We start from the raw sequence: 19,911 nt of genomic DNA, 5'->3' as shown, positions 1-19,911 counted from the left end.
TGGTATATTTGTTTATTAATTTTTGAATTTTAAAATTTTGCCTACAAAAAATAAGCTTAAAATCTTTAACGATCCAATTTACGGATTTATTACGATTCCGAATTCGTTAATATTCGATATTATTCAACATAAATACTTTCAGAGATTGCGACGTATTAGTCAAATGGGATTATCTTATTTGGTTTATCCAGGAGCACATCACACACGTTTTCATCATGCATTGGGTTGTATGCATTTAATGCAAAAATCTATCAATGTACTTCGTTTTAAGGGAGTTGAGATTTCTAATGAGGAAGAAAACGGGTTGTTAATAGCGATTCTTTTACACGATATTGGTCATGGCCCTTTTTCGCATGCTATGGAACATAGTATTGTAAATAACGTTTCTCACGAGGAAATTTCGCTGCGTTTTATGGAAGAACTCAATATAGAGTTTAACGGAAGTTTAACGTTAGCTATTTCTATTTTTAAGAAGGAATACCCTCGTCAATTTATGTGTGAGCTCATTTCTAGCCAATTAGATATGGATAGAGCAGATTATTTAAAGCGCGATAGTTTTTATACAGGAGTTGCAGAAGGCAATATAAATAGTGAGCGATTAATCACCATGTTAAACGTCGTTAACGACCAGTTAGTGGTAGAAGAAAAAGGGATTTTAAGCGTAGAAAAGTTTTTAATAGCTAGACGTTTTATGTATTGGCAAGTATATATGCATAAAACAGGTGTCGTTGCCGAACAATTATTAATGGGAACATTAAAGCGAGCAAAAGAATTAGTGCAACAAGGAGCAAAGCTAAATTGTAGTGATGCTTTATTTTATTTTCTTTTTTCTGAAATTAATGCCGAAAATTTTAATAATGAAACTTTAACTGTTTTTTCAAAATTAGACGATTATGATATTGTAGCAGCTATGAAAGATTGGCAAAACCATGAAGATTTTGTATTGAGTAACCTTTGCCAAATGATATTAAATAGAAACTTATTAAAAGTAAAGCTGAAAAATAAGCCCATTAAATCTTCAGAATTAAAAATGCATTCAGAAGCATTAATAAAAAAACATAAAATTACTAATCATGAAGCCTCATATTTTGTGTTTCAAGGGAAGTTAACAAACCAAGCATATCAGAATAACTTTCAGAAAATCAACATCTTATTTAAATCAGGGAAAATAAAAGATATCGTAAAAGCATCAGACCAATTAAACCTAAAAGCACTGAGTAAACCCATTACTAAATATTATATGTGTTACCCTAAAAAGAAAATGTAATCCTTTTTTTCTATTTTTGCGGAAAGCAACATGACTTTAAAATCTAATCATTGAAATTTACAGCAGAACAAATCGCAGGTATTTTAGAAGGAACAGTTGTTGGTGACCCTAATATTGAAGTTTTTAAACTCTCTAAGATTGAAGAAGGAACGCAAGGCTCATTAACTTTTTTATCTAATCTTAAATACACACCTTATATATATACCACAGAAGCATCAATTACTATTGTAAATACAGATTTTAAACCCGAAAAACCTATTTCAACGACGCTAATTAAAGTTGAAGATGCTTATGAAGGTTTTTCTAAATTGTTAGAATATTACGATCGTATAAAATCAAATAAATCGGGTATAGAACAACCTTGTTTTATTTCAGAAAGCGTTAAGGTTCCAGATAATATATATATAGGTGCTTTTGCTTACATTGGTAATAATGTAGAAATTGGAGATAATGTTAAAATTTATCCACATTCATTTATTGGAGATAATGTAAAAATAGGAGACAATTCAATTGTTTATCCTGGTGGAAAGATTTATTCGGACTGTATTTTAGGAAATAGTTGTGTTATCAATTCTGGCGCTATAATTGGTGCCGATGGTTTTGGTTTTGCTCCAACAAAAGATGGTGGTTACACTAAAATCCCACAAACAGGTAATGTTATTTTAGAGGATTATGTAGATGTTGGTGCTGGTACAACTATAGATAGAGCAACAATAGGTTCTACAATTATAAGAACAGGTGTAAAATTAGATAATCAAATACAAATTGCACATAATGTAGAAATCGGAAAAAATACGGTTATAGCTGCTCAATCAGGAGTGGCTGGTTCTACAAAAATTGGAGAACATTGCCAAATTGGAGGACAAGTAGGCATTGCTGGACATTTAATTATTGGAAACAATGTAAAAGTGCAAGCTCAATCTGGTATAGGAAGAAATGTAAAAGATAACGAGGTTTTACAAGGTTCTCCTTCTTTTGGGTATTCCGATTGGAATAAATCGTATGTTTATTTTAAAAATTTACCAAAACTCGTAAAAACTATTAATGAATTAGAAAAAAAAGTAGATGGCAATAATTAAAACGGAAACGAGACAAAAAACCATTGAAAAGGAAGTAACACTAACAGGTGTAGGACTTCATACTGGTGCAGATGTTAAATTAGTATTTAAACCTGGTTTAGAGAATTCAGGATTTGTATTTGTTAGAGTTGACCTTGAAGGCAATCCTAAAATAGAAGCAGATGCTAATTACGTTACAAATACACAACGTGGTACGTGCTTAGAGAGAAATGGAGTAACTATACAAACTTGCGAGCACGTTTTAGCAGCTTTAGTAGGTTTAGATATAGACAATGCTATTATAGAACTAAATGCTTCTGAACCACCAATAATGGATGGCTCTTCTAAATTCTTTGTGGAAGCAATAGAAAAAGCTGGTATTGTAGAACAAGATGCTCTTAGGGAAGAATATGAAGTAACACAGGTTGTATCTTATTGCGATGAAGAAACTGGAAGCGAAATAATATTAATGCCTTCTAGTTCTTATCAAATTACGACTATGGTAGACTTTGGCACCAAAGTTTTAGGTACTCAAAATGCGACATTAAATAAAGTTTCAGATTTTAAATCAGAGATTGCAGACGCAAGAACCTTTAGTTTTTTACACGAGATTGAAATGCTTTTAGAGCATGGACTAATAAAAGGTGGTGACTTAAATAATGCTATTGTTTATGTAGATAAAGAATTGTCTCCAGAAACTATGGAGAAATTAAGAGTAGCGTTTAATAAAGATAATATTGCTGTTAAACCTAATGGAATTTTAGATAATCTTACATTGCACCATCCTAACGAGGCAGCACGTCATAAACTATTAGATGTTGTTGGTGACTTAGCTTTAATTGGTACACGTATAAGAGGAAAAGTTATAGCAAATAAACCAGGACATTTTGTAAATACACAATTTGCAAAAAAGATGTCTAAGCTTATAAAAAACGAAAGACGAAATAATGTGCCTCAGATAGATTTGAATTCAGAACCATTAATGGATGTGAATCAAATTATGGACATGTTACCACACAGACAACCCTTTTTGTTATTAGATAAGGTTTACGAACTAACTAATAACCATGTTATTGGTATGAAAAATGTCACCATGAACGAAGAGTTCTTTAAAGGGCATTTCCCTGGAGCTCCAGTTATGCCTGGCGTTTTAATTGTAGAAGCTATGGCTCAAACAGGTGGAATTTTAGTGTTAAGCACAGTTCCTGATCCAGAAAATTATTTGACATTCTTTATGAAAATGGATAATGTAAAATTCAAACAAAAGGTTGTTCCTGGTGATACATTAATATTTAAATGTTCATTAATTTCCCCAATAAGAAGAGGGATTTGCCATATGCAAGGATATGCCTATGCCAATGGTAAATTATGCGCAGAAGCAGAATTGATGGCACAAATATCAAAAGTTAAGTAAAAATTAATAGTATAGCTTAATGCTATTGAAATTAAGAAGCATTATATTTTTACTTCAAATTATAAAATAAAAAAAATGAACCAACCGTTAGCATACGTACATCCTGGTGCAAAGATTGCAAAGAATGTAGTTATAGAGCCTTTTACAACGATTCATAATAATGTAAAAATAGGTGAAGGTACTTGGATTGGAAGTAATGTAACTATTATGGAAGGTGCTCGAATCGGAAAAAATTGTAATATTTTTCCAGGAGCTGTTATTTCAGCAGTACCTCAAGATTTAAAGTATAACGACGAAGACACAACCGTAGAAATAGGAGACAATGTTACCATTAGAGAATGTGTAACTATAAATCGTGGTACAACAGACAAGATGAAAACCGTAATTGGTGATAATTGTTTGATTATGGCTTACTGCCATATAGCGCACGATTGTATCGTTGGTAACAATTGTATATTTTCAAATAATAGCACACTAGCAGGTCATATTACTGTTGGTGACTATGTAGTTTTAGCAGGAATGACTGCTGTACATCAATTTTGTGCCATAGGAAATCATGCCTTTGTAACAGGTGGATCCTTAGTTAGAAAAGACGTGCCTCCATTTGTTAAAGCTGGTAGAGAACCATTATCGTATGTTGGAATTAATTCAGTTGGGTTAAGACGAAGAGGTTACAGTACAGAAAAAATTAGAGAGATTCAGAATATTTATAGAATGCTCTATCAAAAAAATTATAATAATACACAAGCTTCAGATTTAATTGAAGCAGAAATGGAAGCCACTCCAGAACGTGACGAAATTCTTCAATTTATTAAGAATTCGCATCGTGGAATTATGAAAGGCTACTTTAAATCAAATTAAACAACTAAGACTTTAAACTAGAAATAAACAAATAGTTTTATTTGAATGTCTAAAAACAATTAAGACTATAAATTAACGACTAACAATAAAATAATGGCAAGTACTTCAGATATTAGAAACGGATTATGTATAAGATATAATAATGATATTTATAAAATTGTTGAATTTCTTCATGTAAAACCAGGAAAAGGTCCTGCTTTTGTAAGAACTAAAATGAAAAGTGTTACTACAGGTAAAGTTCTAGATAACACATTTTCTGCTGGTCATAAAATTGAAGATGTACGTGTTGAAACACATAAATTTCAATATTTATACAATGATGGCGAATTCTATCATTTTATGAATGAATCGGATTACACACAAATTAGATTATTAGAGTCTGCATTAGATAGACCCGATTTAATGAAAGAAGGAGAAATTGTAACTATTCAAATTAATACGGAAGATAACATGCCGCTTTCAGTAGATTTACCAGCTTCTGTAATATTAGAAGTTACAGCTACTGAGCCTGGTGTAAAAGGAAACACTGCAACTAATGCAACTAAACCAGCAACGGTGGAGTCTGGTGCAGAAGTTAATGTTCCATTATTTATCAACGAAGGAGATAAAATTAAAGTTGAAACAGATAAAGGAACTTACAAAGAACGTATTAAAGAATAACAAATAAGTAGGCCGTCTTCAGTCCACAGTTAGCAGCGCTTACTGAGGTCTGTAAACTGTAGACTTCTAATCTGAATACTGATAAATGAAATTCCCAAAACCTCACACCTTAAAACAAATCGCTACACTAATTGATTGCAATTTCAAAGGTGCAGAAGATTTTGAAATTTTAGGTATTAATGAAATTCATGTGGTTGAACCAGGTGATATTGTTTTTGTAGATCATCCTAAATATTATGATAAAGCGCTACAATCTGCAGCTACAATAGTCTTAATTAATAAAGATGTAGACTGTCCTGAAGGAAAAGCACTTCTTATCTCAGATGATCCTTTTAGAGATTTTAATAAAATCACAGAGCATTTTAAACCTTTTAAAGCCTCAAATAGTGCTATTGCAGATGACGCCATAATAGGTGAAGGTACTATAATACAACCTAATTGTTTTATAGGAAATAATGTAAAAATTGGTAAAAACTGTATTATTCATGCCAATGTTAGTATTTACGATGACGCTATCATTGGCGATCATGTCACAATTCATTCAGGTACGGTTTTAGGCGCAAGTGCATTTTATTATAAAAACAGACCAGAAGGCTATGACCAGCTAAAATCTGGTGGTCGTGTTATTATTAAAGACCATGTAGATATTGGAGCGCTTTGTACTATTGATAGAGGAGTTACAGGCGATACCACTATTGGTGAGGGATCAAAATTAGATAATCAAATTCAAGTTGGTCATGATACCTTAATTGGAAAGAAATGTTTAATTGCATCGCAAACAGGAATTGCAGGTTGTGTTGTTATTGAAGATAATGTTACCATTTGGGGACAAGTAGGTGTAAAAAGTGGTATTACTATTGCAAAAGGTACGGTTTTGTATGCTCAATCTGGATTGGGACATTCTACAGCCGAAGGCAAAACCTATTTTGGTTCGCCAGCACAAGAAGCTAGATATCAATTTAAGGAAATGGCTTACATAAAAAAAATTCCTGAGATTCTTCAAAAATTAAAAAACTTACAATGACAGCAAAAGAGCTTGTTAAAGCATTTTATGAGTCCGATTTAGCTAATGACGCTACAATCGTACCTAGGTTTTTTCATAAAGACTGTAAAATGCATTGGAATAGTAGTCATGGATTTAGATTGTTAAATTACAATGACATTGAAGATTTTTTTGAGAACACAAGAAAATCATATCATAATATTCGTTTTGAATTTACACATTTAATAGAGGCAGATGCATTGGTAACGTCAAGGCATACTCTCTTTGCAAATACAATAGAGGATCCAAATTTTGAACAACCATTAGCACACTATTCAACCATTTGGGAAGTTAAGGATAACAAACTCTATCGTGGTTATGAGATAAGTCAGCAAGCAAATGAAACGGATTTAGAATGCATGAATTCTTATGCTGAAAGAAAAATATAAAAAGAGCTCGCTTTTGCGTATTAAATCTCTTATTTTTGTACAACAAAATTATAAAACTTAAAATCAACAATATCAAATGAGCGTTTTAGTTAATAAAAATTCCAATATTATAGTTCAAGGTTTTACAGGTAGTGAAGGTACTTTTCACGCTGAGCAAATGATTGAATATGGTACAAATGTTGTAGGCGGAGTAACGCCTGGTAAAGGTGGTCAAACACATTTAGATAAGCCTGTTTTTAATACAGTTTCTGAAGCTGTTGAAAAAGTAGGTGCAGATACAACCATTATTTTTGTACCACCTGCTTTTGCTGCTGATGCAATTATGGAAGCTGCTGATGCAGGTATCAAAGTAATTATTACAATTACAGAAGGTATTCCTGTTGCAGATATGATTAAAGCTTCAAATTATATCAAAAATAAAGACTGTCGTTTAGTTGGTCCTAACTGTCCAGGTGTTATTACTCCAGGTGAAGCTAAAGTTGGAATTATGCCAGGTTTTGTATTCAAATCAGGTAAAGTAGGTATCGTTTCTAAATCTGGAACATTAACTTATGAAGCGGCTGATCAAGTTGTGAAACAAGGTTTAGGTATTACAACAGCTATTGGTATTGGTGGTGATCCAATTATTGGAACAACGACTAAAGAAGCTGTAGAGCTTTTAATTAACGACCCAGAAACAGAAGCTGTTGTTATGATTGGCGAAATTGGAGGTCAATTAGAAGCAGATGCAGCAGAGTGGTACAAAGCAAGTGGAAGTAAGAAACCTGTTGTTGGTTTTATTGCTGGTGAAACTGCTCCTGCTGGTCGTACAATGGGACATGCTGGTGCTATTGTAGGTGGAAGCGATGATACTGCACAAGCCAAAAAGAAAATTATGAGAGCTTGTGGAATTCACGTTGTAGATTCTCCTGCTGAAATAGGAAAGAAAGTTGCTGAAGTTTTAGGCTAAACTTCTGTTAAAATATATTTAAATACATAACGTTATTAATCCATTGGCTATACATTTAGCTAATGGATTTTTTTTATTCAATTAATCAACTAAAATCAAAAAATGAAAATCACTAAAACACTAATGCTGCTTTCCATGATTGCAGTCGTTTTTGGCTGTAAGACCGAAAACAATGACAAAAAAATGGCTTATGCCATAGAAACTAATCAAGACGCTAATGGTTTTAATTATGAAACTGTTGCAAATGACCCAACAGGTTTACGACTTTATACTTTAGATAATGGTCTTAAAGTGTATTTGGGTAAAAATGAAGAAGAACCAAAAATTCAAACTCTTATTGCTGTTAGAGCTGGTTCTACTTATGACCCAGCCGATAATACAGGGTTAGCACACTATTTAGAACACATGGTTTTTAAAGGTACTGATAAAATTGGTACAACTAATTATGAAGAAGAATCTAAATTAATTAAACAGATTTCTGATTTATATGAGGAGCATAAAAAAGAACAAGATCCTGAAAAGAAAAAAGAAATTTATAAAAAGATAGATGAAATTTCTTTAGAAGCTTCAAAATTATCTATTGCTAATGAGTATGACAAAATGGTAAATTCATTAGGAGCTGAAGGTACAAATGCTTTTACCTCTAATGAGCAAACGGTTTATGTTAACAAAATACCATCTAACGAAGTTGATAAATGGCTTAAAGTAGAAAGTGAGCGTTTTAGCAAATTAGTATTACGTTTATTTCATACAGAATTAGAAGCTGTTTATGAAGAATTTAATAGAGGACAAGACAGTGACGGTCGTAAGCAATACTTTGCAACACTAGAAGGTTTATTCCCAACACATCCTTACGGAACACAATCTACAATAGGTATATCAGAGCATTTAAAAAATCCATCAATGGAAGCGATTAATGCTTATTTCAACAAGTATTATGTGCCAAACAATATGGCTGTAATCATGGTTGGTGATTTAGATTTCGATACCACTATAAAAAAGGTAAATGATGCTTTTGGAAGTTATGAGAAAAAAGAAGTAACACATCCTACGTTTCCAGAATTAGAGCCAATTACAGCTCCTGTTAAAAAAGTAGTATTAGGTCCAACATCAGAATCTATATACGTTGCTTTTAGATCAAAAGGAAAAGGATCTGACCAAGAAGTTATATTAAGTTTAGTAGATTATATGCTATCTAATTCTCAAGCAGGTTTAATAGATTTAAACCTTAACCAAAAACAAATGGTACAGAATGCATCGTCATTTACAAATTTTGATAATGATTACGGTTTCCATATGCTTTATGGGTCACCAAAAGCTGATCAAACTTTAGACGAAGTAAGAGATTTATTATTGTCACAAATAGAGAAAATCAAAAAAGGAGAATTTGAAGATTGGTTATTAGATGCTGTGATTAATGATATGCGTCTATCTCAAATTCGTCAATACGAAAACGGATCTGCAACAGCATATGCTTATTTAGATGCTTTTATTGGTGAACAAGAATGGAGTAATCGTCTTAAAATGTTAGATGAAATGAAAAAAATAACAAAGCAAGATGTTGTTGATTTTGCTAATTCATTTTATGGTAACAATTATGTAGAAGTGCATAAGCAAAAAGGAGAAGATACTTCTATTGTAAAAGTTGAAAATCCAGGAATTACTCCAATTGAATTAAATAGAGGTAAAGAATCTGAGTTTTTAAAAGCATTAAACGAGATAGAATCTCCAGATTTGAAGCCTCAATTTGTAGATTACAAAACGGCTATTAAAGAAACTAAAACAGACAATGGACTTAAAATGTCTTATATCGAAAACCCTAATAATGATATTTTTAATCTAAATATTATTTTTGATATGGGGCAAGATAATGATAGAATGGTTTCTCTTGCTGCTGGTTATTTAGATTATTTAGGTACTGACAAATACACACCAGAACAATTAAAACAAGAGTTTTATAAAATTGGAATTAGCTACAATGTATTTTCTTCTAGTGATAAAACTTATGTTGGTATTTCTGGACTTAAAGAAAACCTAGATGCAGGTTTAGAACTTTTAGAGCACTTATGGAATAATGCAGAACCAAACCAAGAAACCTACAATAAATATGTTGAAAGTATTTTAAAAAATAGAGAAGATGGCAAAACAGAAAAAGGAAACATTTTCTGGAATGGGTTAATGAGTTACGGACAATATGGAGAAAACTCTAGATTAAGAAATATATACTCTCAAGCAGAATTAAAAGCAATGAGCCCAACAGAGTTAGTAAACAAGATAAAAGAAATGCGTGCTTATAATCAACGTATTTTTTATTATGGAAATGCAGTAGATGAAGCAAAAGTAGCTTTAAATACACATCATAAAATTCCTGAAACGTTATTAGATTATCCTGAAAAAGTAGAATATACCAATTTAGAAACAGGAGGTAATGTTTACTTTGTAGATTATGATATGGTACAAAGTGAAATTTTATTGGTAGCCAAAGGAGAGGAGTTCAGCCCAGAGAAAATGGCAGCTTCACAATTGTTTAATACTTATTTTGGTAGCGGCTTATCATCAATTGTATTTCAAGAAATTAGAGAATCTAAGTCTTTAGCTTATTCTGCTTTTTCAAGCTATAACAATGCTGCAGAAGTAGGAAAACCAAATTATACAATGGCTTACGTTGGTACACAAGCCAATAAATTGGAGCAAGCCGTTGGTGCTATGATGGAATTAATGACTAATATGCCAGAAGCAGAAGATCAATTTAACCAAGCTAAAGAAGCAACTTTAAAGAAAATTGCCTCACAGCGTATCACTAAATCTAATATTTTCTGGACCTATGAAGGCTTGAAAAAACGCGGAATAGATAATGATAATCGTGAAGAAATTTATAACACGATTAAAAACATGACCATGGAAGATCTTAAAACATTCTTTAACGATAACATTAAAGGAGAAGAGTATAATGTCATGGTTATTGGAAATAAAAAGGATATGGATTTTGATGCCTTAAGTAAATTAGGAACAATAAAAGAATTAGATATCGATTATCTTTTCAATTACAATCAACCTGAAGCACTAAAGCAATAACAATATCTTTAGCATTAAAATTAAACCTCATATTTATGTTAAAATATGAGGTTTTTTTTATTTCGTACAGTTAGTAATTGGTATATTTGAAACTGTTTAAATACTCTTATAAACGTTAGTTCTAATGATTTTTTTAACTTTTATTAAGTTGAAAATAGTATTGAGTACATTATTTAGAAAAAGACGTTTAAAAGACTAACTTAGAAATAACTAACCAAACATATTAAATTATGAAACTTTTAGAAGGAAAAACAGCCATAATCACAGGAGCAAGTAGAGGTATTGGAAAAGGAATTGCAGAAGTTTTTGCAGATCATGGAGCAAATGTTGCATTTACATATAGTTCTTCAGTTGAAGCGGCAAATGCGCTAGAAAAAGAATTAAACTCTAAGGGCATAAAAGCCAAAGGCTACCAAAGTAATGCCGCTAATTTTGATGAATCTCAAAAACTAGCCGAAGATGTTTTAGCCGAATTTGGTTCTATTGATATCCTAGTAAACAATGCAGGTATCACAAAAGATAATCTTTTAATGCGAATGGGCGAAGAAGATTTTGATAAAGTAATAGAAGTGAACTTAAAATCAGTTTTTAACATGACTAAAGCCGTACAGCGCACCATGTTAAAACAACGAAAAGGTTCAATTATTAATATGAGTTCTGTAGTTGGTGTAAAAGGTAATGCCGGACAAACTAACTACGCAGCATCTAAAGCAGGAATCATAGGCTTTTCTAAATCTGTAGCATTAGAATTAGGATCGCGTAATATTAGAAGCAATGTCATTGCACCAGGTTTTATTGAAACTGAAATGACAGCAAAACTAGACGAAGAAACTGTAAAAGGTTGGAGAAGTGCCATTCCTTTGAAAAGAGGCGGTACACCAGAAGATATTGCTAATGCATGTGTGTTTTTAGCAAGTGATTTAAGTGCTTATGTTACAGGACAGACGCTTAATGTAGATGGTGGTATGTTAACTTAAACTGTCATTCCTGCGAAAGTAGGAATCTTATGATATTTCTCGAGATTTTAATGAATAAACTAACAATTATATACATAACAATTGCTGCAATTACAGCGCTTTTATTAGCGCTGTTTCAGTATTTGTATAAATCGAAATTAAAGTCTAATCTAAAATATATACTTATAACACTTAGGAGCATTTCAATCTTTGGCATTTTGTTATTGCTTATTAATCCTAAGTTTGAATCCTTTACCTATTTCGACGAAAAACCAACTTTAGTCATAGCTGTTGATAATTCGGAATCTGTCTCATATTTAAAACAAGATGAAAAGGCTAGGGAAGTGGTTGCTGCTCTAAAAGGGGATTCAGAATTAAATAAACGTTTTAATGTTCAGTCTTATAGCTTTGGTAAATCTGTTTCAACCTTAGATAGTTTAAATTTTAAGGAGCGTCAATCAAACTTAGCAATGGCTCTAAAGCAGTTTGGAGAAGTTTATGCCAATCAAACGGCTCCAATTATAGTATTAAGCGATGGGAATCAAACCTATGGTTCAGATTATAGTTATATAGCAAAAGGAGTTAAGCAACCCATTTATCCTATTATCCTTGGAGATTCTACTATTCATTCAGACTTAAGCATTAAACAACTCAATGTTAACCGTTATGTGTATTTAAAAAATAAGTTTCCTGTAGAAATTATTGCTAATTATAGTGGTAACGCATCTATCAATACTGAGCTTAAGATTTGGTCGGGAAATACTGTTGTCTTTAGAAAAACACTGCAGTTTAACGCTTCAAAACAGTCTGAAATTATCTCTACTGCATTGTTAGCAAATAGTGTAGGTGTTAAAACATGTAGAGTAGAATTAGTTGCTTTAGACAGTGAAAAAAATACCGTAAATAATTTTAAAAATTTTGGTGTAGAAGTTATTGATCAAAAAACAAATATTGCAGTAGTTTACAATCGGTTGCATCCAGATTTAGGAGCTTTAAAAAAAGCGATTGAAAGTAATGAACAGCGAAGTATTACGCTTATAAAACCCAAAGCATATTTAAATAAAATTAATGACTTTCAATTAGCAATATTATATCAGCCAGATAATAGCTTTAATGTAGTCTTAAAAGAAATTAAGGAACAAAAAGTCAATACGTTCATTATTTCTGGGGCTACAACCAATTGGAATATCTTAAATGAAAGTCAAGATTATTTTAAACAAAAAATTACCAATCAAACAGAGAACTACCAGCCAAGTTTAAATAGAAATTATGGCACTTTTATTGTTGAAAATTTAGACTTCAATAGTTTTCCTCCTTTAAAATCAGAGTTTGGTGCACTTCAAATTTCAGTTCCGCATGAAACTTTATTATATAAAACCGTCAATGGTATCACCACGGAAGATATATTATTAGCCACTTTTGAAGCAGATGCTACTAAACACGCCATTTTAAATGGAGAAGATATTTGGAGATGGAGAGCTCAATCATTTCTAAACACCAATGGTTTTAATGCATTTGATGAGTTTATAAATAAACTCGTTCAGTATTTAAGCTCAAACAAGAAACGAAAAAGAATTAATATCGATTATAAATCGTTTTATAATGGTAATGATGATGTAATTATTTCTGCACAGTATTTTAATAAGAATTTTGAGTTTGATAATTCGGCATCATTAAGTGTTGTGTTAAAAAACAAGGATACTGAAAGCGTTAAAGAAGTTCCGCTGTTATTAAATAATGGAAATTATAGCGTAGATTTAAGTGGTATTGATGCTGGTTTGTATGATTTTACGGTTAAACATAATTTAGAATCTGTTGCTGCATCTGGAAGTTTTCAAATTTTAGAATACAATGTAGAACAGCAGTTTTTAAATGCAGATGTTATTAAGTTAAATGCCTTGGCAAATAATAGTAATGGTGAAGCGTATTTTACATCTCAATTAGAGCTATTAACAACCAATATACTTAGTGACAATCGTTATAAAACCATTCAGAAAAGCACTAAAAATATCGTATCTTTGATTGATTGGAAATATCTACTCGGTTTAATAGCTTTAAGCCTTTTTATTGAGTGGTTTATTAGAAAATATAACGGATTAATTTAAATAAATAATAATGGAAAAATTACCAAAAATAGGATTGCCAATTTTAATAGGAGTGATACTTTTAATTATAGTTTTAGCTAAATCTGCTGTAACCTTAGATTCTGGTCATGCAGGTATATTATATGAAACGCTTAATGGAGGTGTAGATCCTGATAAAGATCCATTGGGTCCTGGTTTTCATATAATAGCACCATGGAATCGTGTAATTGATTATGAAACACGTCAGCAAGAAGTACCTGAAAAGATGTCTGTTTTATCTTCAAATGGATTAGATATTAAACTGGATGCTTCTGTGTTATACCAACCAGATATTAAAAATTTAGGACGATTACACAACCAAAAGGGTGAAAGTTACTTGAGTCGTGTTTTACAACCTGCTATTAGAAGTGCAGCTAGAAGTGTCGTAGGAAGATATACTCCTGAGCAGTTGTATTCTAGTAAAAGAGATGCAATTCAAGAAGAAATTTATGAAGAGACTAAAAAAATCGTAGAGCCACAATTTATTCAACTGAATGATATCTTAATTAGAGACGTTACTTTACCACCAACAATTAAGGAAGCTATTGAAAGAAAATTAAAACAAGAGCAAGAATCTTTAGAATATGAATTTAGATTGGTAACGGCACAAAAAGAAGCTGAAAAAGTAATTATTGAAGCACAAGGTAAAGCAGATGCTAACCGAATTCTAAGCGCATCTTTAACGGATAAAATCTTACAAGACAAAGGAATTGAAGCAACAGTAAAATTATCTGAATCACCAAATAGTAAAGTTATTGTTATAGGATCTGGTGATAGTGGAATGCCAATTATATTAGGTAATCAGTAAAACAAAATTACCCTATTCATATTTAAAACCCTTTTGAGATATCATTAGGGTTTTCTTTTTTTTTATAAATAAAAAATGATAACTAATGGCAATAATATATTAGGTTAAATGTATGTTTTTAACGATTAAGTTGAGGATTTTGTATTTTTTATATATAAAAAATGTATTTTGTACATGTTTAATGAATCCCAAATCTTATGAAACCGATAAACCTACTAATTGTATTACTATTTTTTTCTTTTATATCTAAAGCTCAAGAACAACAATGTGCTTTTGATGTTATAAGACAGCAACAGCGTCAAAATTCAAATTTTGTTGAGTTAGAAAGACGCGCTGAAGAAAAAATAAAAAGCGCCATTCAGAGTCCTGACTTTTACTCAAGAAGTACAGCTGGTTCTGTAATAACAATTCCTGTGGTTGTACATGTTTTACATTTGGGGGAAGCTGTTGGATCCGGTACTAATATTTCTGATGCTCAAATACAAAGTAGTATTGATAATCTAAATGATTATTATAGAGGTCAAATTCCAACTAGTCCCATAGATTTTGAAATAGAATTTGCATTAGCACAAAGTGACCCTAGTTGCAATGCTACAACGGGTATAAATAGAATAGATGCTTCTGGTGTGCCAGGCTATTTATCAGATGGTGTTTCTTTTGAAGGCGCAGGAGCAGATGAAGGAGTCTTAAAAGATTTAAGCCGTTGGCCAGAAACAGACTATTTTAATATTTGGATTGTCACAGAAATAGACGGTAATAATGGTGGTTTTGGTTATCAAGGCTATGCAAATTTTTATTATGGAAGTGCGTATGAAGGTTCTGTAATGATGTACTCTGTTTTTGGTTATGACCCTACTAATGCTAATCCGTCTTGGCCATTACATTCTGCTAGAGACAACGGAACAGTAGTACATGAAGCAGGTCATTATTTTCACTTATTTCATACGTTTCAAGGTGATGACGGAGGAGGAACATGTCCTGGAGACAATGTTGTTGGTACAGATAGTGATGGTTGTGCAGATACAGTACCTCACAAAAGAGAGACAAGTACATGTCCTGCTATAAATAGTTGTACGCTTGCGCCCTGGGTAGATAATAATACCATAAATAATATAATGAGTTATTATTATTGTGCAGATAGACTTACTAATGATCAAAAAACAAGAGTAAGAGCTGCTATGGAAGGTACATCGATTGCTAATTCTAAAGCTTCAGAGTCACCAAATTTAAGTTATGCATCTCCAAGTTCGGTATGTGCAATAAATACAGCAACAAATTTAACCAATTCTGCAGGTATCGTAAATGTTGAGTTAAATGGTTTAACATTTAGTTCTAGCACAACAGGCGAAGATGGTGGTAATATTAATAATGCTGCCAATTGTAATAATTATTTTGAAATTGACACAGCTATTTCTAATACTATTAATGTTGATCTTTGGATTAATTTTCATCAGCTTGGTATATGGATAGATTGGAATGATGATGGAGACTTTGATGATGAAGCAGAGCAACAACATCTTTCACAAGATATAGAAGATTATGGTTCAGTTTCTGTTGCTTTAACCTATCCAACAGTGATTCCTTATGGAGAATACGTAAGAGTACGTTTAATCACAGAACTGGATGACAGATATGGGTTCCCGGTATTAAGTTCGGCATGTCCTCCTTCTTTAGTTTATGGTCAATATGAAGATTACACCATTTATATAAAACCAGGAGGTCCTGTTACCTATACTTATGATAATGGTTGGTTGCCTAGTGATCCTATAGGTGTATCTAATTCTAGTGATACCATTATAATTGAGTCTGGTACTGCTAATATCTCAGCTGATACTAATTGCAATACATTAACTGTAAATCCTGGTGCGGCTTTAACTATAGATTCAGGTGTTACGCTTACGGTAACCACGGTAGATTTAAACTCGACATCACAACTTTTTTCAAGTTTAATATCTGATGGCACAATTACGGGTGTTGTAAATTATCATAAGTATACATCGCAAATAGGAACAAACGATTTAATTTCTGCACCAATTTCAGGACAATTATTTCCTGCTTTTGCTGCTTTAAATACAAACTTGGCAGCAGCTGCTATTACAATAAGAGCTTTTGCACCTTATAATACATCGGTTGGAGCTTATCAAAATTATGATGTAGCTGCAAATGCATTAACTACAATTGATGCAGGAACAGGTTACAGAGCAGCAACAACAGATGGAAGCAATTTAACTTTTACAGGTATTGCTAGAACAGATGACGTACTTGATGTACCTATTTCTGATGCAGCCGCAGGTTATGCGTGGAACTTAATTGGAAATCCTTATCCTTCGTATATTGATTTTGAAACCTTTTTTACGACTAATGCAAGTGAGTTTGATCCCAATAGTGCGTTTCAAGCCATTTATGGTTACGATGGAGATGTATCTAATGGTTGGACCGTTTGGAATTTAGCAACTATAGCAGATGGAACTGTTACCGAGTTAATTGCGCCAGGACAAGCGTTTTTTGTTAAATCTAAATCAGGAGGCGGTATGGTTGATTTTACCAAAGCAATGCGTCGTACAGGTAGTTCTGATGATTTTATTGTAGGCAGAAACCCTTCAGCAAATGTTGTTTCCTCTCAATTAAATTTAACTAGCACGTCTAAAAAAGCATCAACACAAATTTACTTTATTGAAGGTACCACTAGAGGCTTAGATGTTGGTTATGATGCAGGTTCTTATAATGCAGGTAGTGTAGATTTTTCAATATTTTCAAATTTAGTAGAAGATAATACTGGTGTAAATATGACAATACAGTCTTTACCTTATAATGATTTTAATGATATTATTATCCCTCTTGGTATAAAGGCTAATGCTAATGAAGACTTGACTATTTCTATTGACAATATTTCGGCATTACCTGTTGGTGTTAATATTTATTTAGAAGATAGTTTTGAAAACAGTTTAACCTTATTAAATGATAATGCTTATACGTTTAATTCGCCATCAGAATTAAATGGAACAGGTCGTTTTTATTTAAGATATTCGTCTGCTGTATTAAGTACAAAAACGAATGAATTTAATCATTTACATATTTATGCGACTTCAAAACCAAAAGAAATAGTCATTAGTGGTTCATTAGGTACTAAGACAGAAGCTAAAATTTACGATTTACAAGGTCGATTAGTTTTGTATACTAATTTAGAAACTACAAATGCATCAAATTATATTGATGTGTCTACTTTGTCATCAGGGATTTATATTGTTAAGGTTTTTGATGCTATTAAAGTGAAAACAAAAAAAATAATTATTAATTAAAAACTTAATTGAAAATAAAAACAGTCTTAATCTATGATTAGGGCTTTTTTTTATTCTTAATTTAAGGTGTTTTATTGAGTGAAATAGAGGTTCAACTTTAAATAAAAAACAAAAAAGCACTTAATCGTTAAAATTATTATTTTTGTCGGATAAAAAGTAGTTTAAACGATTATATATTTTTTTTAATCGATTAAATATGTGTTTTGACGATTTATTTCAACGTTTTTATAAGTTTGTGGTACTGAAACTATTAACTATATCATAACCCCAAATTTATGAAAAACTTTACACCTACTTTAACTTTATTATTTCTGTTGTGCATTTTTAATTTGTCAAAAGCACAAGGACAAGATCAAAATTCTGTAGAAAGCGAAAATGCCTCTATTACCTTTACTTATGATAATGGATGGTTGCCAAGTAATCCCTTGGGTATAGCCACGTCACTTGATAATATTATTATTAAGTCGGGTATTGCTAATATTACAATAAATACGCTATGTAGTATTTTAACTGTAGATCCTGGTGCAGCATTATATGTGGCTTCAGGTATTACACTAACGACTGATGTATTAAATTTAGAATCTACTTCTCAGCAATATTCGAGTTTAATTTCAGATGGTACTATTGTTGGGGTAATATCTTACCATAAACATACAGAGCAACTAGGAATCAATGATTTAATTTCGCCACCAATCTCTGGTCAGCTCTTTCCTGAATTTGCAGCAGAAAACTTAAACTTAGGTTATAGTGGTTTTACAAGAGCGTTTGCTCCATATAATACAGCAGCTGGAGCTTATCAGAATTATGGCATACTTTCAAATGCATCAACCCTTCTTGAAGCGGGAAAAGGTTATAGAGCTGCAACAACAGATGGAGGCACATTAACTTTTACTGGTATTCCTAGAACTGATGATGTTTTAGATATTTCAATTTCAGATGCATCAGCAGGTTTTGCATGGAATTTAATAGGAAACCCTTATCCTTCATATATCGATTTTGAAACGTTCTTTATATTAAATAAATCTCAATTTAATACAGGTACCTATCAAGCCATATACGGTTATGATGGAGATGCATCTGATGGATGGACAGTTTGGAACCAGGCAAGTATTGATTCGCCAGTAATAAATGAATTAATTGCTCCAGGTCAAGCCTTTTTTGTGAAAGCAAAATCGGGTGGCGGACTTGTTGATTTTACAACCACAATGCGTTGTGAAGGATCTTCTGATGATTTTATTTTAGGACGGTCATCGTCATCTCCACACCATGGACATATACAATTAAAATCTTCGTCTAGCGAGTCTAACTTTAGTACAGATTTTTATTTTAATAGTAATGCAACACAGGGTTTTGATCCTGGTTATGATTCTGCTTTATTCAGTGAAAATCCTCCTGCATTTTCTATTTATTCTCATTTGGTTGAAGATAATTCAGGTACTCCACTTGCTGTTCAAACATTTAATCCAATTGCAATGTATGATGTTGTAATACCATTAGGTGTTAATGCCAGTCAAGGACAAGAAGTAACACTTAGTATTACTGAAACTGATATGCCAGAAGATATCATCATATATTTAGAGGATACTTCTAATAATTCGTTTACTTTATTAAACACCAACGATTATGTGTTTACTGCTAATGATAATTTAACAGGTACAGGTCGTTTTTATCTTAGATTTAGTGGAGATGCACTAAGTGTTGATAAGTCAAACTTTACAACGGTTAATATTTGGTCTCATGATAAAACAATTAACATTAGCGGACAATTATTGAGTGAAACTAAAGCTAGATTGTATGATGTTAATGGTCGTGTAGTTTTAACTAATACATTAAATGCCAATAGTGCTAAACAAACTATAGATGTTAGTCATATAAGTGCTGGTATTTATATAATGGAATTAGATAGTAAAACAAACGAAAGACGTATTGAAAAACTAATAATTAGATAACAATTGTATGTTGTAAAACAATGTTTTATAAGAAACAGCCATAATTGTAAAATTATGGCTG

General features: G+C 32.0%; 14 protein-coding genes. All 14 read left to right on the top strand.

The features are described from left to right. Positions 1 to 37: 37 nt before the first annotated feature. The 14 genes from VDP25_RS09700 to VDP25_RS09635 all read left to right on the top strand — a co-directional run bounded on the left by VDP25_RS09700 (position 38) and on the right by VDP25_RS09635 (position 19,850). On the top strand, positions 38 to 1,267 hold the full coding sequence (locus tag VDP25_RS09700) for an HD domain-containing protein (protein WP_334469240.1): 1,230 nt from the start codon (positions 38 to 40) through the stop codon (positions 1,265 to 1,267). Positions 1,268 to 1,317: 50 nt separating this feature from the next. Next, positions 1,318 to 2,346 (top strand): UDP-3-O-(3-hydroxymyristoyl)glucosamine N-acyltransferase, encoded by a 1,029-nt coding sequence (gene lpxD / locus VDP25_RS09695; protein WP_334469238.1) that lies wholly within the window; start codon positions 1,318 to 1,320, stop codon positions 2,344 to 2,346. After that, complete coding sequence (locus VDP25_RS09690) at positions 2,333 to 3,739, top strand: bifunctional UDP-3-O-[3-hydroxymyristoyl] N-acetylglucosamine deacetylase/3-hydroxyacyl-ACP dehydratase (protein ID WP_334469235.1); 1,407 nt, start codon at positions 2,333 to 2,335, stop codon at positions 3,737 to 3,739. Before lpxD ends, VDP25_RS09690 begins: the two co-directional genes overlap by 14 nt. 75 nt (positions 3,740 to 3,814) lie before the next feature. After that, positions 3,815 to 4,600: an acyl-ACP--UDP-N-acetylglucosamine O-acyltransferase gene (lpxA, locus tag VDP25_RS09685; RefSeq protein ID WP_334469233.1), complete on the top strand. Its 786-nt coding sequence runs from the start codon at positions 3,815 to 3,817 to the stop codon at positions 4,598 to 4,600. A gap of 93 nt (positions 4,601 to 4,693) precedes the next feature. Then, positions 4,694 to 5,260, top strand: a complete 567-nt coding sequence (gene efp, locus VDP25_RS09680; RefSeq protein WP_215925707.1) for an elongation factor P — start codon at positions 4,694 to 4,696, stop codon at positions 5,258 to 5,260. Between the two features lie 85 nt (positions 5,261 to 5,345). Beyond that, a complete protein-coding gene (locus VDP25_RS09675) occupies positions 5,346 to 6,284 on the top strand; it encodes a UDP-3-O-(3-hydroxymyristoyl)glucosamine N-acyltransferase (RefSeq protein ID WP_215925706.1) in 939 nt (312 codons plus the stop codon). Next, complete coding sequence (locus VDP25_RS09670) at positions 6,281 to 6,691, top strand: nuclear transport factor 2 family protein (RefSeq protein WP_334469231.1); 411 nt, start codon at positions 6,281 to 6,283, stop codon at positions 6,689 to 6,691. Before VDP25_RS09675 ends, VDP25_RS09670 begins: the two co-directional genes overlap by 4 nt. A gap of 76 nt (positions 6,692 to 6,767) precedes the next feature. Beyond that, entirely contained in the window at positions 6,768 to 7,640 is an 873-nt protein-coding gene (gene sucD, locus VDP25_RS09665; RefSeq protein ID WP_334469229.1) for a succinate--CoA ligase subunit alpha, read from the top strand. 102 nt (positions 7,641 to 7,742) lie between these two features. Next, on the top strand, positions 7,743 to 10,715 hold the full coding sequence (locus tag VDP25_RS09660; protein WP_334469227.1) for a M16 family metallopeptidase: 2,973 nt from the start codon (positions 7,743 to 7,745) through the stop codon (positions 10,713 to 10,715). 230 nt (positions 10,716 to 10,945) lie between these two features. After that, complete coding sequence (gene fabG, locus VDP25_RS09655; protein WP_215925702.1) at positions 10,946 to 11,692, top strand: 3-oxoacyl-[acyl-carrier-protein] reductase; 747 nt, start codon at positions 10,946 to 10,948, stop codon at positions 11,690 to 11,692. Positions 11,693 to 11,742: 50 nt separating this feature from the next. Continuing rightward, positions 11,743 to 13,776: a VWA domain-containing protein gene (locus VDP25_RS09650; RefSeq protein WP_334469224.1), complete on the top strand. Its 2,034-nt coding sequence runs from the start codon at positions 11,743 to 11,745 to the stop codon at positions 13,774 to 13,776. Between the two features lie 10 nt (positions 13,777 to 13,786). Further along, a complete protein-coding gene (locus tag VDP25_RS09645; RefSeq protein ID WP_334469222.1) occupies positions 13,787 to 14,602 on the top strand; it encodes a prohibitin family protein in 816 nt (271 codons plus the stop codon). A 197-nt stretch (positions 14,603 to 14,799) separates the two neighbouring features. Continuing rightward, complete coding sequence (locus tag VDP25_RS09640; RefSeq protein WP_334469219.1) at positions 14,800 to 17,901, top strand: GEVED domain-containing protein; 3,102 nt, start codon at positions 14,800 to 14,802, stop codon at positions 17,899 to 17,901. A 275-nt stretch (positions 17,902 to 18,176) separates the two neighbouring features. Continuing rightward, positions 18,177 to 19,850, top strand: a complete 1,674-nt coding sequence (locus VDP25_RS09635) for a T9SS type A sorting domain-containing protein (protein ID WP_334469216.1) — start codon at positions 18,177 to 18,179, stop codon at positions 19,848 to 19,850. The last annotated feature ends 61 nt before the right edge of the window (positions 19,851 to 19,911 follow it).

This window comes from Winogradskyella sp. ECml5-4 (assembly GCF_036903175.1).
Classification (GTDB): Bacteria; Bacteroidota; Bacteroidia; order Flavobacteriales; family Flavobacteriaceae; genus Winogradskyella; species Winogradskyella damuponensis.
This window is presented reverse-complemented; position numbering and strand designations above follow the sequence as displayed.

Bases quoted from the DNA above. Each gene is read 5' to 3' on its own strand.
- VDP25_RS09690 (WP_334469235.1), top strand. From the start codon at position 2,333: ATGGCAATAATTAAAACGGAAACGAGACAAAAAACCATTGAAAAGGAA.
- lpxA (WP_334469233.1), top strand. From the start codon at position 3,815: ATGAACCAACCGTTAGCATACGTACATCCTGGTGCAAAGATTGCAAAG.
- efp (WP_215925707.1), top strand. From the start codon at position 4,694: ATGGCAAGTACTTCAGATATTAGAAACGGATTATGTATAAGATATAAT.
- VDP25_RS09675 (WP_215925706.1), top strand. From the start codon at position 5,346: ATGAAATTCCCAAAACCTCACACCTTAAAACAAATCGCTACACTAATT.
- VDP25_RS09670 (WP_334469231.1), top strand. From the start codon at position 6,281: ATGACAGCAAAAGAGCTTGTTAAAGCATTTTATGAGTCCGATTTAGCT.
- sucD (WP_334469229.1), top strand. From the start codon at position 6,768: ATGAGCGTTTTAGTTAATAAAAATTCCAATATTATAGTTCAAGGTTTT.
- VDP25_RS09660 (WP_334469227.1), top strand. From the start codon at position 7,743: ATGAAAATCACTAAAACACTAATGCTGCTTTCCATGATTGCAGTCGTT.
- fabG (WP_215925702.1), top strand. From the start codon at position 10,946: ATGAAACTTTTAGAAGGAAAAACAGCCATAATCACAGGAGCAAGTAGA.
- VDP25_RS09650 (WP_334469224.1), top strand. From the start codon at position 11,743: ATGAATAAACTAACAATTATATACATAACAATTGCTGCAATTACAGCG.
- VDP25_RS09645 (WP_334469222.1), top strand. From the start codon at position 13,787: ATGGAAAAATTACCAAAAATAGGATTGCCAATTTTAATAGGAGTGATA.
- VDP25_RS09640 (WP_334469219.1), top strand. From the start codon at position 14,800: ATGAAACCGATAAACCTACTAATTGTATTACTATTTTTTTCTTTTATA.
- VDP25_RS09635 (WP_334469216.1), top strand. From the start codon at position 18,177: ATGAAAAACTTTACACCTACTTTAACTTTATTATTTCTGTTGTGCATT.